The following is a 15,448-nucleotide window of genomic DNA, read 5'->3' on the forward strand; positions in this document are numbered from 1 at the left end:
TCACGTCGAGTATTTCGACCTTCGCGGATTTAATTCGTCCTTCTCGTCGAGTATTCCGACCTTCGCGGATTTATTTCGTCCTTCACGTCGAGTATTTCGACCTTCGCGGATTTAATTCGTCCTTCTCGTCGAGTATTCCGACCTTCGCGGATTTATTTCGTCCTTCACGTCGAGTATTTCGACCTTCGCGGATTTAATTCGTCCTTCTCGTCGAGTATTCCGACCTTCGCGGATTTATTTCGTCCTTCACGTCGAGTATTTCGACCTTCGCGGATTTAATTCGTCCTTCTCGTCGAGTATTCCGACCTTCGCGGATTTATTTCGTCCTTCACGTCGAGTATTTCGACCTTCGCGGATTTAATTCGTCCTTCTCGTCGAGTATTCCGACCTTCGCGGATTTATTTCGTCCTTCACGTCTCAATTTCGGCCTTCGCGATTTAATTCGTCCTTCTCGTCGAGTAATTCGGCCTTCGCGGATTTATTCCGTCCTTCACGTCGAGTAATTCGGCCTTCGCGGATTTATTCCGACCACAAACCCGATTATGAGAGCATTTAATCCACCATTAAAAACTCTCTGGATGATAGCGATATACTTCTAAATCAATTGTGTCCCGATCTGTGAATGTGACTCCTTCGCTTTCTAGCATCCATTTCTGGTGGGACGCGGCGTCTTCTGCTTTTATACCAATCTCACCTTTGGCATTGATCACCCTATGCCAAGGAAGGTTATATTTTCCGCTGCTAGAATGAAGAATCCTAACAACCTGTCTTGCACCGCGCGGACTTCCAGCCAGCTGTCCAATCTGCCCATATGTCATCACTTTTCCGGCGGGAATATGTTGAATAATCGTAATCACTCGTTCAGTAAAACTCTCCAAATCCCTCTCTCCTTATTAGTAATTTCAGTTAGCCAAAATCGTAATTTTTTCATCGGTTATGAGAACTCTATGATATTTAATCAAGTTTGATTTAAGCGCGGCAGGTACTCTGTAATCATCATAAGCACATACAGAAATCAAGCATCGTTCAGTAATCAATTTATCAATACCTTTTTCATATTCACCTATTGCATCCATAACTTGGTCGTCATTTCCCCATTCAACATGGCCCCAGGTTCTGATGAACATATTCCTTTCAGAATATGTATCGATATTTTCCAAGAAATAATTAACCATCGTTGAAGGATGGAAATCGCCATGAAAACAATAAAAATCAAAATTATTAATATGATGCACTTTCGCCAATTGCTCCTCATTTAAATGAAGTTGCAATTTCTTATATACGAAAGGAAAGATTCGATCATTTTCGACGACCAAGATATGATCCCCCTGCTCAACACCGGAAATAATGAACATAGCCTCATTCTCCATGTAGGTTTCCAGTTCATTAAAACAGTATAATATATGGGCCCCGTTCGATTGCTGTATATCTTTAATCAGTTGTTTCATATTGTTATCCAAAATGGATCTCCCCTTTTAATACATCAGTCACCACAGTGTATTATGTCTAACTTTACCTATTATTCGTGTGTTTGTAAAATTCATTGAATACTATAATCTGTTTTTTATACAAAATTTATGTAAAAACTAGTGTGAATATTTACAATATAATAGTATAGCGAACTACCTCTGTCCGCTTGTTACGAAGCAAAGGTAGCCTAATTCAGTATGATATATTGCTTAATGTACAAATTCCGATGTTAAGCGTCTCTCTTTAAACTACTAATTTATTTAGGCTGTGCACTATAATCACAATTTAAATCACAGGATAATAGGGTACATAACGTGGATTACAATAATAAGGCGGTCTAGGTCCTATGAGGGGCATTTCAAAAGTGTAGGAATTAGAATCGTATAACAACTCTACTTTTTCATCCGCCTGTCCGACCAAGAGCAACTTCACTTCTTCGCTAAAATAATATTGCATAATGAGGCCTCCAAAGTCTTTTTTTTCTACCCTTCAGCATATTCAAATTGCACAGCAATGAGCCGGTACTTAAGCTGGTTTATTCGATTTTATCATGCACGGCAATAGCCTATTTGACATAAGGTAAGCCGACTATATTCTTTTTAGGAGGATTCCTCATGTCACAAGACAATCAAAAGAAGGCATCCGATCAAGACTATCCCATGTATCCCAACTATGGAAAGATCACACGTTACCAAGACATTCCTATCACGGTTCCGGAACAGCGTCAATATCTCCAACCCGGTGTAGAAAAACTAATGGTGCCCCAACCAATCATTGAAAACCTTAATTACTAAATTAACAGGAAAGGTCGCACTTAACAGGAGGTGACAGCGGAATTGGTGCAGCAGTAGCGATTGCTTTTGCAAAAGAAGGCGCAGATGTTTCTATTGCTTATTTGGATGAACATGAGGATGCCAATCGAACAAAATCGAGAATTGAAGAGCTTGGACAACATTGCTTATTATTGCCTGGTGACTTAAGAGAAAAACAGCAATGTATCCATATCGTGGAAGAAACCATCGAAACATTTGGAAAGCTAGATATTCTTTGTAATCACGTCGGTATTCAATTTCAGCAACTAAGCTTGCTAGAGATCACGGATGAGCAGTTCGATAATACCTTTAAAGTAAATATCTATTCACACTTTTACACAACTCGAGCAGCCCTTCCGTACTTAAAAGCAGGAAGTTCCATCATTAATACATCTTCCGTTGTGGCCTTTAAAGGTCATAAACAATTGATTGATTACACAGCAACTAAAGGGGCTAACATTGGTTTTACTCGTGCACTGGCAAACAGTCTAGTAGATAAAGGCATCCGGGTAAACGCTGTTGCTCCTGGACGGGTATGGACGCCCCTCATCCCCTCTAGTTTCTCCGCAGACGAAGTTACCCAAGTTGATAATCCAATGGAACGCCAAGGCCAGCCCTTTGAACTAGCCCCTACCTTTGTCTATCTCGCTTCCGTTGATTCACGTTTTGTTACCGGACAAACACTTCATGTCAATGGCGGGGAAGTGACATCATCCTAACGGCTCTCTAAAATCTAGGATTTACGCAACTTAGACGACACGCCCCCCTTTTTCATTTGACTACTCCAATGATTATGTTAGTACCTTAGGAGTATGTCTTTTGCGAATTCTTACAAGATCGCTTTCGGCTTTGAAGGTTGTAGAGCTACAAAATAAGACTACCTCAGTCCGCTCGGTTAAAAGCAAAGGGTAGTCTAATAATGGTTTTATATATATGACTTAAAATGATAGGGCAGTTCAGCCTTTATCTTTTCTTATAAATAATCATCGCGCTAAAGCAGTAAATCTGTTTCTCTTCCTCTTCACCTGTAGTGGCGACATTGTATTTGATATCGACAATTTGATTATCACGGATGTCTTCAAGGAAGACATTCATTTCATCTTCTAAGTCTTGTTCATGCTCATAATCAAATAATTTCACTTGAATCATCGGCTCTCCCCTGCCCTTTTTACTATAATGATAGTTATTGAGCAGGATTCCCATTTTTCCTTAAATTTATACCTGACTGGTTTTCAAAGCGGATAATAAAGCCACTACTTCATTGCCGACTTCTTCTGTAGAAGACACCCCGCCCATATCAGGAGTCAGGGTCTTTTTATCAACCATTACCTGTTCGATCACATCTAATACTTTTGCGCCCCAATTTTCATGCCCAAAGAAATCAAGAATCTGACTCGCTGACCAAAGAGCAGCAAGTGGATTGGCAATGCCTTGATGAGCAATATCTGGCGCTGAACCATGAATCGGCTCAAACATCGAAGGATAGACTCGTTCCGGATTTAAATTGGCACCGGCCGCCAGACCCATCCCACCTGCAATGGCTGCACCTAAATCGGTGATGATATCACCAAACAAATTGGATGTGACAACGATTTGAAACCGTTCCGGCTGTTTGACAAAAAACATGCTTGCCGCATCGACCAAATAGGAGTGTGTTTCTACATCAGGATATTCCTGTCCGACTTCTTCAAAAACCTGATCCCAAAAAACCATCGAATAATTCAATGCGTTCGCCTTACTTATACTAGTTAATGTTCTTCCTGTTTTGCGCGCTAGTTCATACGCATAGCGGATGATCCTCTCCGTTCCTTTTCGCGAAAAAACCCCCGTCTGCAGCACGACTTCTTCTGGCTTCCCTTTGAATAACCAATCACCAGCACCTGCATATTCGCCTTCGCTGTTCTCACGGATGACTACCATATCGATTTGTTCACGCGTCACGTCTTTTAACGGACAAGGTGCTCCCTGAAGCAATTTAACAGGACGAACATTCACATATTGATCGAATTGCTTTCTGATTTTCAGCAGAAGTTCCCTTAGTGAAATATGGTCCGGAACGCCAGGATAACCGACAGCTCCAAGATACACGGCTTCATACTTCTTCAACTGCTCCATACCATCATCGGGCAGCATCTTCCCGTGCTCGAGATAATATTCGCAGCCCCAAGGAAAATATGTAAACTCGAACGAAAAATCCCCAGATAATTCAGCCACCTTGTTTAGTACTTTCACGCCTTCATTGATCACTTCGGGACCAATTCCATCTCCCGCAATGACCGCTATTTTATAAACATTCATTCAGCGGACGCTCCTTTATCTATATTTTCAGATTTCAACATCCTAATGTTAACATATAATCACCATTTTCCTTTTTCAAACTCATCTTCTATTTGAAACAGCCATGAGTTGGGTGATTGAAAAAAATCTATCTCGGAACCACTACGCTATTTTTATGAAAAAGCATGGGTATAAGAGTATCTGCGTTAAGGATTTGCCGGAGAATTCCCTAGTTATAACCTTGATAAAAGGTTCTATAGATATAGGATTGACTAAAGACAAAAGAGCCCTTACATGGTGAAAGGGCTCCTGCGTCATGCCTTTAAATATGCACGTCTTTCCGCATATTCCCGGCATTGTGAACAAACAGTAATCTTTTTTCTTTCTTTATTGTAATAAAACGTTACGTTCTTAGATTTCCGCTTACAAAAGTAACAAGTTTTTTTGAAAAAACCCATTACTTAACGATGACTTCGCCGTCCCATTCAAGCATTCCGCCAACCATGTTTGCCACTTTATAGCCTTGTTCCTGAAGATAATGGCACACATTTTCACTGCGGCGTCCTGAACGGCAGATAAAAATATATTCTTTTTCTTTATCAAAATAGTCAAGGTTGGCTGGGATATCATTCATACGAATATGTTTAGCGCCTTCAATCATGCCTTCTTGCACTTCTTCGTCTTCACGTACATCAACAAGCTCCATAGCTTCGCCTGCCTCAAGCTTAGCTTCCACTTCTTCTGTTGTAATGATTTTGATTTCTTCCATACTTAGCACCTCAAATTATTGTTTAATTTTTCTTATTTATTATAACAAATATTCCAGCCAAACATTACTTTATGGATTATGGACATTTAAGGTTCACATACAACCGACCAGCTAATTGAAAATACATTTTCACTTTTTTCTACCATAGGCATTCCATTATGATCAAAACATTTATTACTGGCATCCATTATACCTCGATGACTATAATAAGAATTAATAAAAAGCATACACATTATCATTAGAAATGTTAAAAAACATGCTAATCCTAGAAATTGTTTTTAATTTCCCCCCATGTTACTCCTCCTTCCATTAACTAAAGTCCTTTCGCGAAGTACATGTCTAATAGTATGGTATATACCCTGGTAAATTCAGCCTTATTTGTAATACGTCCCCATATTTATACTACATGAAAAAAGTCCAGTCCTCCATCCATTTAGCTGGTGAGGAACTGAACCCCTATTTTAAAAAACACTCATCTTTTTATTATATCTATAAACCATTCTGATAATAGCACCTAACAAGGCAGCTAATTTAAAAAATAAAACGCCAGCGAATATCATTTTCGCTAGCGTTTTATTTTGAACTAATGAATCATTCTTAATGTCTGAAACCTAACTCATATTGTTTAGGAATCTCAACTTGTTTATTCAAAGTTTTAGATGCTTCTAGAGACCAGTAAGGGTTGCGCAACATCCCTCTTCCTACGGCCACCAAGTCTGCTTCTTCATTTCCAATGATTGAGTTTGCAAGAATTGGATCATCTAATCTACCTACAGCAATCACTGGAATATCCAAAGCTTTTTTAATTTCCCTAGCCAATGGCGTTTGATAGCTAGCATGCGTGCCCGGTCTTCCGTCTGCTCCAATCGGTCCTTCTCCGCCAGAGCTGACATGGAACATATCCACACCGGCTTCTTTAAAGACTTTGGAAAACTCAATACTTTCTTCCAGACCGTATCCGCCTTCCACGTATTCTTTTGCAGAAATACGCATAATTAAAGGCATATCAGCCGGCATTTCGCTTTTCACTGCTTTAATTACTTCTACTCCAAATTTAGTTAAGTCTTTTCCGTATTCATCTTCACGTTTATTCGTAAGTGGCGATGTGAATTGGTGAATTAAATATCCGTGTGCCCCATGCAATTCAATAACGTCAAAGCCTGCTTGAACGGCTCTTCTAACTGAGTTACGGAATTTATCGACCATTTCCCTAACTTCTTCCGTCTCCAAAGCTCTTGGTGTCTTAAACGTTTCGTCAAACGCGATGGCTGATGGTGCTACCGGCGTTTCTGCATCCTGTGCTTTACGCCCTGCATGAGCAATTTGGATACCGATTTTTGCACCGTATTGATGAACTTCTTTAACAATTTTGGCGAAAGCTTCAACTTGATCGTCAGACCACAATCCAAGATCACCATTCGAAATACGTCCGTCCGGCTCTACATCGGTCATCTCCACTATAATTAATCCAGCTCCGCCAACTGCTCTGCTTACATAATGATGAAGATGCCAATTTGTAGGGATACCATCCTCGGCTTCGACAGAGTATTGGCACATTGGTGGCATAACAACCCTATTTTTAAGTTCAAGCTCTTTTATACGATAAGGTGAAAATAAATGAGTCATATTTTTTATATCTCCCTTACAGATTATTTTTTAATGCATGCACATGCATTTATATCATCTTGATAACTTTGTGTCAATTAATCAGATTCTCTTGAACACCTAATTCTGATGTTGTAAACGTTATCCTCTGTTGGTACATTTATTTTTATTTATGTTATATTTAAAATAAGTAAGCAGAGGTAGGCGAAAATAATTGTCCAGTGAACAAAACCTTATAAATACATGGCTATCCTTTACACGTATTCATGCCGAGCTCTCAAATGAGCTAGATCGAATATTGCAAGCAAGACACCAAACGACTTTAAATGAGTTTTATGTTCTATTATTTTTATCGAAAACACCGGCAAAAAAACTGAGGCTATTAGAATTGCAGCAGTTAGTAGGCTTAAGCCAAAGTGCAATGTCCAGACTTTCTGTAAGAATGGAAAATAAAAGTTGTGGTGTCATTCAAAGGCTTGGATATGAAGATGATCGCCGTGGTGTATGTGCAACCATAACAGACCGGGGAGAGCTTCGACTTAAAGAAATACTAACAACGGTTAATGAAACACTTGAAAAATCATTAAAGACCAGTGATATCGACACTGCATTGAAATTCTTTATTAATGTAAAGAACAGTCTTCAGGAGAATGAATGACTCATATGGAAAACGCTGTATAGGTTACATGAAATTTTGCGCCCCATTCATCAGAATGTGGGCTTATTTCCTATGTCCGACTTCCTAAATAAGGTTATGAGAAGAAATAATAACAGTTATTGAAAAGGAGATAGACGCACACTCTCGTCTATCTCCCTACATTAATTAAAAGTCGAAATTGTCAGGATCTGGACCAACCCGATGATTCTGATTCAATTCGCTGATTCGATTCATATCTTCTTCAGTCAATTCGAAATCAAATACTGATGAGTTTTCTACTATACGGTGTTCTTTTGTTGATTTTGGAATCGTTACAATCCCATTTTGTAAATCCCAACGTAAAATGACTTGTGCAACAGATTTGCCATACTTAGTCGCAATTTCTTGTAATACCTCATTATCCAGTAATTCACCTTGCATTAATGGAGACCAAGCTTCTAGTTGAATGCCTTGTTCCTTACAGAATGCTTGTACTTCTTTTTGAGTCAAGCGTGGATGACATTCGACTTGATTGACCATAGGCTTCACTTCTGCGTCCTTTATTACGTCTTTAAGATGATGAATCTGGAAATTACTTACTCCGATTGCTTTTACTTTTCCTTCTTTATAAAGAGTCTCTAATGCTTTCCAAGCTTCTTTATATTTTCCTTCGACAGGCCAATGTATAAGATATAAATCTAAATACTCTAAGCCAAGTTTCTTTAAGCTTGTTTCGTATGCTGCGATTGTGGATTCGTATCCTAAATCTGCATTCCAAACTTTTGAAGTTACAAATAAATCCTCTCTTGAGATTCCAGCTTCTTTTAGCCCCTCACGGATTCCTTGCCCAACTCCTTCTTCATTTTCGTAAATTGCTGCCGTATCAATGCTGCGATAGCCATGTTTAATCGCCACTTTGACCGCATTTACTAATTCAGGACCTTCTTCTACCTTAAATACGCCCAAGCCGAACCAAGGCATTTTAACACCGTTGTGCAACGTTGTTGTATCTTGTAAATTTTTCACCATAATCAATCTACCTCCAAATTTCTATTAATTGAATTCATATAATGCCCTAAAGGATCATTACATCCCTTCAAGGAATCTTCCGCATTCACTGAAGGGATGCAATGATCCCTTGACATATTATTTGACCGTGGAAATTATTAATAAGTTTCTTACCCTAACACGCTTCACCTTTCTTACTATTCCCTTCTTTCATTCCTTCCCACTTTCTATCTTTACTTTCGAGAGCTCGACTCCAACCTGTTAATATTACGGCTACAAACACCATCACTCCACCTATCCAAGCTGTATGGATGAGCCCGATAGAATCCGTAATGATTCCACCTAAGTAGGCACCAATAGCAATTCCTGCATTAAAGGCAGCAATATTGATAGCAGACGCCACGTCAACTGCACTCGGGACAAAACGCTCAGCTAAGGTCACAACATAGACTTGAAGTCCTGGCACATTCATGAAGGCAAATAACCCCATTAAAATAATAGTAATTAAACCAGCTACCTTAAACGGAGCCGTGAAAGATAAAATCACAAGTACAATAGCCTGTATAAGAAACATATAGAATAGGGCATTAATAGGATTGCGATTAGCTAGCTTTCCGCCAATTGTGTTCCCTATAGCAATGGCCACTCCATAAACTAGCAAAATTACGGCAACTGTTCCTTCTTTAAATCCTGTCACCTGCTGTAACAAGGGAGATAAATAAGTAAAGACAACGAATGTACCTCCATATCCTAATGCTGTAATAATGAATACAAGCAGTAAGCGACCATTTGTTACTAATTTGATTTGATCACGGAACGTGGTGCGAGTAGCTTTTTGTAAATCAGACGGAACAAGAATGCTGTTCCCAAGGAAAGCAATTATGCCGATTGCCACAATAATAATAAAAGCAAATCTCCAACCAAAATGTTGCCCTATAAAAGTTCCAAAAGGAACACCTGTCACAGTCGCTACCGTTAGCCCTGTAAACATAATGGCAATCGCACTCGCTCTGCGATTTTCAGGTACTAAATCTGCTGCAATCGTAGCACCTATTGACATGAAAACACCATGAGCTAAGGCAGAGATGACACGGGCTGTCAGTAATACCCCGATGCCAGTAGCACTAGCCGCAAGCGTATTTCCAGCTATAAACACAATCATAATCCAGAGTAATAAAGATTTGCGAGACATATTAGATGTTAGAGATGTCAGAATAGGTGCTCCGAACATTACTCCTAAAGCATATAAGGAAACTGTTAATCCGGCAGTTGTCACTGTAATGTGTAGATCTTTTGAAATTAGTGGTAACAGTCCCACACTAATAAACTCTGTTGTTCCAATTGCAAAGGCACTGATTGCTAATGCCAGCAATGCCAACGTACTTCTTTTTTTATCTATAATCATAATATCTTCTCCTCCTAATGATTTGTTCTATCATGAAATTGCTTAAAGCAATAAAATGTACCGTGTTAATCGGTGACAAATGTTATTATGATATATAATAGAATTAAAAAACAGTACGTACTTTTAAGTGATATAGGCACCTTAAAGTTCCTATAAAGTAAGGAGAGTTAATAAAGTATGCAGAAAAAGAAGTACAATATTTCAGTCGAAGCTACACTAGAGGTACTAGGTGGAAAATGGAAATGTGTGATTCTTTGCCATCTAACACATGGTAAAAAACGTACAAGCGAATTAAAACGTCTTATGCCAAACATTACGCAAAAAATGTTGACCCAACAATTACGTGAGTTAGAAAAAGACGGAGTGATCAATCGGATCGTTTACAACCAAGTTCCGCCCAAAGTTGAATATGAACTTAGTGAATATGGACAGAGTTTAGAAAGTATTTTAACCGCGCTATGTACGTGGGGAGAAAATCATATAACCAAAGTATATGGGGATAAATTTGCCGTTCTTGAGGAAAGTATATTAAATGATTAAAGTAATTCACTTAAATTAAATGTGAGTGTACTTAATTAAGAATCTAAAAACACCAAAAACGAAATCCACTATAGGGGGATTTCGTTTTTGGTTAGGGAAAAATGAGTGCCAAGTAAATGAGTCACTTCCTGATCAAATAAATAAAGCCACCCTAGATTGAATCTAGCATATTCCATATTCCATATTCCCATATCGAATCAATCAAACTTAGCAACACACTGGATTGCCATTTTTCCATGGTCATGAGATTGCCTAACATGCTTTTATTAGTTCTTTTTCTTTTGGTATAATAGCATGATCGTATAAAAACCAAATCAATTAAAAGTCATAAATAAACTTATGTTATTAATATTAGGATTAGGCGGAGCGATTATTTCCACCGTACTAATCGCCATATATACAAGCATAGGCGTTAACATGAATCAGTATGGCTGGCTAGGTTCTATTGCGATACTTATCTTTTTATTTGTTTGGTATAGAAACAAGTTGCAGTTCAGTGGATGGTACACTGGAAATGGGAGAGAAAAGCTGCCCAAAAAGGTCTCACAGGCACTGATCCTGTGTTAACCAACAATAAACAGGAGAATAGTTCCTGAATTTCAAATAGAGCAGGAGTGAACGATTTGCGGAAACTGTTTAATATTGTTGTTCTCTTACTCCTACTCGGTGGATTTTGGTACGGATATGGTAAAGACATTCAGGAGTCTGGGCTTAAGGCCGGGGTTAGATCCTTTGTATCCGATGTTCGCTCCCTTATAAACGGACCAGAGGTTTCGACTGCCCTGGACAAGCTGAATACCGGAGTCACCTACCTGATAGGCGAGCTAACAGAAACGTTGGATAACGCTTCTAAAGAAGAACAACCTGAAACGGAACAAGTGAAAAAACCAACATTGGAAGCACCCGCTGAGGCCTCCTTTTCAGTCCGTAATGTCGAAATTGGCGACACTAAGGCTGCTGTTGAAAAACTGGCTGGTGAAGCAAAGCGGCAAACCCGGAATGAATATGGCGTAGACTGGTTCGCTTATCACGAAAATTATCAAAACTTCTTCATGGTTGCCTACGATACGGACGATAAAGTTGTTGGATTATATACGAACCAAGATTTAATCTCCTCAAAACAAGGAATTAAACGCGGCACGCCTAAAGAAGCAGTGACTGAAAAATTAGGAGATCCTATAACAAAACTCCTTAAAGGAAACGTCTATTACCAGATTCGAAGCGATGGCGAATACGGTATGTTTGAAATGGATAAGAGCTATGTGACTATCTTCTATGACAAACATGAGAAAAATACAGTTACATCAATCCAAATTATCGACGCAAAATTGGAAAAACAAAAGAATGCCTATTTTGCAGAAGCCAGTCCGGAGTTAAAGAACGGCTTTGAATATCAACTATTTGACCTGACTAATGCATCAAGGGTCAACCATGATCTCTCGGTCCTTTCTTGGGATAAACAAGTGAAAGTGACCGCTCAGGATCACAGTGCCGATATGGCAGTGAATCATTACTTCAACCATAATAACCTTGAAGGAGAATCCCCCTTTGACCGAATGGAAGATGACAAAATCACTTTTCGAATGGCTGGGGAAAACCTCGCAGCCGGTCAGAACAGCAGTATCTTTGCTCATGAAGGGTTAATGAACTCCATCGGACACAGGGAAAATAAATTACAAAAAGATTTTGAATCTCTCGGGGTCGGCGTCGCCTTTGAAGATAATGCAAAACCGTATTATACAGAAAATTATTTAACGAAGTAATAACAAAAAGCCGTTTCTGGAGAAATCCCGCACGGCTTTTTTTGATTCTATCCTCCTGATTTTAAAAGAATCTCAACACCGTCCTAGAGTTATCTTCTTTACTTTATAGTTGTTTTTGTTTTTATAATATTCAGTTTATTTTACTTGACTGGAACTTTAACACTATAAGATAATACTTAAGAGTAATATAATGACAAATTAAACGTTGGGGTAACCGATTTATGATTAAAAGAGGTAGAAAAAAGGGTGCCAACGGTGAACAGAGTCGAGCTTTACTACTCTTCATCGCGGCAGATGAGTTTGCTCGGAAGGGTTATTTTGAAACAAAAGTTAGTACAATCGTTCATAGAGCAAATTTAAGTCAGCCTACTTTTTATCTGTATTTTGAAAGTAAAGAGGCTATTTTTAAGGAGTTAGTTAAGAAATTCCGATATGAATTATTTAATCTTACTATACAAAGCCGGCTTGAAACTGGGCTTGATTTAAACGCTATTCCCCGCAAAATCACCCAAGGATTAGCCGCGATATTTCGTTTCTTTGCTGAAAATCAAAGTTTAACTCGAATTGGTTTTTTTCTCTCTCAAGAGGCTGAAGAAATAAAGAAGCAGTTAGCGGCACAAATAAAAGAAAACCTGATTTATGAACAACAAAATGGCTATTTCCATCCAGATGCTAACATGTTGATTATAGCTGAAAGCTTAGTCGGAATTATTGAACGTTTAACCATAACTCAAATTTTTGAAGAAAACATTCAGCCTGAAATATTAGCGAATGAAATTGTACACCTTTTGTTGGACGGATTGTTAGTTAAGACCTAATAATTCATTTTACTTTTCTAACTATTATTCCTCTGCGAAATTTAAAATATAGTTGATAGGGAGTATTATTATGAATTCTTTAAAGCAATCGCAGCAGGAACCGCTCGAAAGAATGTGGATTGCACTTATGATTGAAGCCAAACAAAGCGGAATAACAAAAGAACAGGTCAGAAAATTTATTAGACAGCATCAAATGAATAATGCTTTCGAAACAGATTTACAGCCGCAAATGGACTCAATGGAAGATTAGTTATTAGGAATAATAATTTCAAAACGAATAAAAGATGGACTCCATATGGAAGTCCATCTTTTATCTGAAAATCTAATTAATTTGTACTTCATCTATATTATTGATAATCATTGGTCAAAAGCTCCATACTAAACCTTAAACCCCATTAAACAAGGATGTGAGTTTAGATGGACTTTTTTCACGGCCAAGAAGCACTTACTATAATTCAGTGGATCTTAAGGGCCATTGTGTCTTACTTCTTTTTACTTTTTGCAGCTAAAATAATGGGGCAACGAGCTATTTCTCAGTTAAGATTACTTGATTTTTTAATAGCATTAATTATTGGAAACATCCTTGCCCATCCTTTATCTGATGAACAGTTAGGTCTAAAGGGACCATTGATAACGACAGCCGTATTAGTACTTTTATATATTTTTTGCGTTTTTTTGAGCCTAAAGTGGGGAAAACTTCGAAGTTTTTTTGAAAACTCTCCTTTTCCCCTTATAGAAAATGGGCAAATTGTTTATAAAAGCTTAGCCAAAGCCAGAATCTCTATCGATTTTTTATTATCTGAATTAAGAAAAGAAAAAATTGAAGATATTCAAAAAGTTGCGCTTGCATTATGGGAACCAGATGGTACAATTTCATTTTTTTTAAACCCTCAATATGAAGCCGTAACCCCTGCCGATTTAGAACTAGTAACAAAAACCTTTTCTTTTCCGAGAACGATTATTAAAGAGGGAAAAATTGATTTTAGTGAATTAACCCGCATTGGTAAAGACGAAGAATGGCTTAAAAACCGAATAAAAACTGCATACAGTGAGGACGTATATGATATTTTATTAGCAACCATTGATAATAACGATACAGTGAAAATCTTTTTATACAAATAGATTTTGAAGCTAAACCATATAAGTCCTCTTAGCTATGCCTTTATTTAATACGATTTACTTTTACTTAAAGAAGAGAGTAGTTTTATACCCTGAATATGTTAAAGGCCACCAAATTGGTGGCCTTCTTAGGACAAGATTACCCCTGTTTATACATAGAGAAAACTTCCCTCTGCTTCTACCAAAGTAGTGTATTTAAGAACTTATACACATCCTCATAAACCTGCTCACGCTCTTTGCCTAATGTGATTATATGGCCAGAGTTTTCGTACCATATCAAGTGTTTATGCTGCGTATCGACTTCACTGAAAATCGCTGTAGCACTGTTCGTATAGTCCGGATCATCCAAGCGCCCTTGTAAAACAAGAGTTGGTGATGTGATTAAATCTAAATTTTCACCAGTCTCATTTATTATATTCACCACATCTTTCAGTTGAGTCATAGGCTCTTCTTCCAACAGCTTCACTTCGGCAGCAATTTGGTCTGCATCTTTGCCTTCAAACTTCTTATATGCCTGTGCATAATTGAGCAAGCGGTTTTTTTGTCGATCGATACTTTTTCCTTGCGTCGGAGCGCACATTGAAACCACCCCTATCACAGGAAGTTCAATTCCTACTTTTAATGAGAACACTCCTCCTAAAGAAATTCCTACAACAGCAATTTCCTCGTAGCCTTCATCTTTAAGGAATTGATAACCATCCACTACGTCTTTCCACCATTCCTTTGGACCTGTTTTAGCAAGTTCCTCGGCTGATACTCCGTGCCCTCTATAAAGAGGTCCGTGACAGGTATAGTCGCGATCATTCAGGTATTTCCCTAATTTTTTCATATCTCCCGTACTTCCGGTAAACCCGTGAAGTAAAAGAACAGCTCTATTTCCACCTCTGTATGTGAATGACTCAGGTGCTTTCACTTTCATCTATCTAGGACCTTCTTTCTGCTCTTGTTGATAAATAGAATCTAAATGATTTTCAAAAAAAAATCAATTAATACCCCTTGAGTGGGATTTCTTCTATCCTATTCCGTATTTTCATTAAAACAGATAAATCAAGTATATAGTATCCTTACCACACTCTTTACAACTCATCCGTTCAGAAGCACATTTTACTATGATTGATTTTATTTAGCAATCGTCATTTAACCATTTTTTTTTAAAAAAGTAAAATATACCTTGTAATACGATGTACATCGTATTACACTAAAGCAAATGAAAAAAGAAGGTGAT

The 15,448-nt window shown here is 38.2% G+C and carries 15 protein-coding genes and 1 pseudogene; 7 read left to right on the top strand and 9 right to left on the bottom strand.

The window, feature by feature from the left end; genetic code table 11:
• Positions 1-563: 563 nt before the first annotated feature.
• A complete protein-coding gene (locus AKG34_RS18200) occupies positions 564-878 on the bottom strand; it encodes an MGMT family protein (RefSeq protein ID WP_083450841.1) in 315 nt (104 codons plus the stop codon).
• 24 nt (positions 879-902) lie between these two features.
• Positions 903-1,460 carry an MEDS domain-containing protein gene (locus AKG34_RS18205; protein ID WP_053347392.1) on the bottom strand — a complete coding sequence of 186 codons (558 nt, stop codon included), beginning with the start codon at positions 1,458-1,460 and terminating at the stop codon, positions 903-905.
• 624 nt (positions 1,461-2,084) lie between these two features.
• On the opposite strand from AKG34_RS18205, the pseudogene AKG34_RS18210 reads away from it, so the two are divergent.
• Positions 2,085-3,001, top strand: a pseudogene (locus AKG34_RS18210) (SDR family oxidoreductase).
• A gap of 244 nt (positions 3,002-3,245) precedes the next feature.
• Here AKG34_RS18210 and AKG34_RS18215 read toward each other — a convergent pair.
• The 4 genes from AKG34_RS18215 to AKG34_RS18230 all read right to left on the bottom strand — a co-directional run bounded on the left by AKG34_RS18215 (position 3,246) and on the right by AKG34_RS18230 (position 6,954).
• The gene (locus AKG34_RS18215; RefSeq protein WP_053347393.1) at positions 3,246-3,431 is read right to left on the bottom strand and encodes a sporulation protein Cse60; all 186 of its coding nucleotides are present in this window, start codon (positions 3,429-3,431) and stop codon (positions 3,246-3,248) included.
• Between the two features lie 66 nt (positions 3,432-3,497).
• Positions 3,498-4,580, bottom strand: coding sequence for a tartrate dehydrogenase (locus AKG34_RS18220; protein WP_053347394.1), 1,083 nt, complete (start codon positions 4,578-4,580; stop codon positions 3,498-3,500).
• A 436-nt stretch (positions 4,581-5,016) separates the two neighbouring features.
• Positions 5,017-5,328 carry a rhodanese-like domain-containing protein gene (locus AKG34_RS18225; RefSeq protein ID WP_034309364.1) on the bottom strand — a complete coding sequence of 104 codons (312 nt, stop codon included), beginning with the start codon at positions 5,326-5,328 and terminating at the stop codon, positions 5,017-5,019.
• 597 nt (positions 5,329-5,925) lie between these two features.
• Entirely contained in the window at positions 5,926-6,954 is a 1,029-nt protein-coding gene (locus AKG34_RS18230; RefSeq protein ID WP_053347395.1) for an NADH:flavin oxidoreductase/NADH oxidase, read from the bottom strand.
• A 193-nt stretch (positions 6,955-7,147) separates the two neighbouring features.
• On the opposite strand from AKG34_RS18230, the gene AKG34_RS18235 reads away from it, so the two are divergent.
• Positions 7,148-7,591, top strand: a complete 444-nt coding sequence (locus AKG34_RS18235; protein WP_083450842.1) for a MarR family winged helix-turn-helix transcriptional regulator — start codon at positions 7,148-7,150, stop codon at positions 7,589-7,591.
• 165 nt (positions 7,592-7,756) lie between these two features.
• On the opposite strand, the gene AKG34_RS18240 is transcribed toward AKG34_RS18235, so the two are convergent.
• Positions 7,757-8,599, bottom strand: coding sequence for a glyoxal/methylglyoxal reductase (locus AKG34_RS18240; RefSeq protein ID WP_053347396.1), 843 nt, complete (start codon positions 8,597-8,599; stop codon positions 7,757-7,759).
• A 154-nt stretch (positions 8,600-8,753) separates the two neighbouring features.
• Positions 8,754-9,983, bottom strand: coding sequence for an MFS transporter (locus AKG34_RS18245; RefSeq protein ID WP_053347397.1), 1,230 nt, complete (start codon positions 9,981-9,983; stop codon positions 8,754-8,756).
• 177 nt (positions 9,984-10,160) lie between these two features.
• Between AKG34_RS18245 and AKG34_RS18250 the strand changes: the two genes are divergently transcribed.
• From AKG34_RS18250 to AKG34_RS18270, 5 genes are all read left to right on the top strand, one after another.
• Positions 10,161-10,523, top strand: a complete 363-nt coding sequence (locus AKG34_RS18250; RefSeq protein ID WP_053347398.1) for a winged helix-turn-helix transcriptional regulator — start codon at positions 10,161-10,163, stop codon at positions 10,521-10,523.
• Between the two features lie 614 nt (positions 10,524-11,137).
• Positions 11,138-12,286 (top strand): CAP domain-containing protein, encoded by a 1,149-nt coding sequence (locus tag AKG34_RS18255; RefSeq protein WP_330219157.1) that lies wholly within the window; start codon positions 11,138-11,140, stop codon positions 12,284-12,286.
• A 221-nt stretch (positions 12,287-12,507) separates the two neighbouring features.
• The gene (locus AKG34_RS18260) at positions 12,508-13,104 is read left to right on the top strand and encodes a TetR/AcrR family transcriptional regulator (protein ID WP_053347400.1); all 597 of its coding nucleotides are present in this window, start codon (positions 12,508-12,510) and stop codon (positions 13,102-13,104) included.
• 70 nt (positions 13,105-13,174) lie between these two features.
• Positions 13,175-13,354 carry an anti-repressor SinI family protein gene (locus tag AKG34_RS18265; protein ID WP_053347401.1) on the top strand — a complete coding sequence of 60 codons (180 nt, stop codon included), beginning with the start codon at positions 13,175-13,177 and terminating at the stop codon, positions 13,352-13,354.
• Positions 13,355-13,521: 167 nt separating this feature from the next.
• Positions 13,522-14,226: a DUF421 domain-containing protein gene (locus AKG34_RS18270; RefSeq protein ID WP_053347402.1), complete on the top strand. Its 705-nt coding sequence runs from the start codon at positions 13,522-13,524 to the stop codon at positions 14,224-14,226.
• 175 nt (positions 14,227-14,401) lie between these two features.
• On the opposite strand, the gene AKG34_RS18275 is transcribed toward AKG34_RS18270, so the two are convergent.
• Entirely contained in the window at positions 14,402-15,142 is a 741-nt protein-coding gene (locus AKG34_RS18275; RefSeq protein WP_053347403.1) for an alpha/beta hydrolase, read from the bottom strand.
• Positions 15,143-15,448: the final 306 nt, after the last annotated feature.

The sequence above is a fragment of the Peribacillus butanolivorans genome, from assembly GCF_001273755.1.
GTDB lineage: Bacteria > Bacillota > Bacilli > Bacillales > DSM-1321 > Peribacillus > Peribacillus butanolivorans.